The sequence below is a fragment of the Streptomyces sp. AB3(2024) genome, assembly GCF_041862025.1.
In the GTDB taxonomy this organism is placed as follows: Bacteria; Actinomycetota; Actinomycetes; order Streptomycetales; family Streptomycetaceae; genus Streptomyces.
The window spans coordinates 1-223 of record NZ_JBGWAB010000442.1 but is presented as its reverse complement, the minus strand read 5'-3'; the positions used below and the strand labels follow the sequence as shown (position 1 = coordinate 223).

General features: G+C 72.6%; 1 protein-coding gene. It reads right to left on the bottom strand.

From position 1 onward, the window contains the following. The coding region (locus tag ACEPPI_RS41155; protein WP_373920332.1) for a hypothetical protein at positions 1-223 on the bottom strand (223 nt) is incomplete at both ends.

Genomic DNA, 223 nt, shown 5'->3' with positions numbered 1-223 from the left:
CCCGAGTCCCCGGCAGCCGCACGAACCAGCCGACGCCCGAACACACCCGAAGACCGAACCGCTACCTGGTCCTCACCGGCAACACCACCGGCCAGCACACCGGCCAGCCGGCCCATCGCCCGCTCGTCCCACACCTCGGGAAGGTCCACCAGGCCGCCCCAGCGCTCCGGAACCTCCAGAGCGGCAACCCGGCCCAGACCCCACACCTGCGCCTGAACCGCAG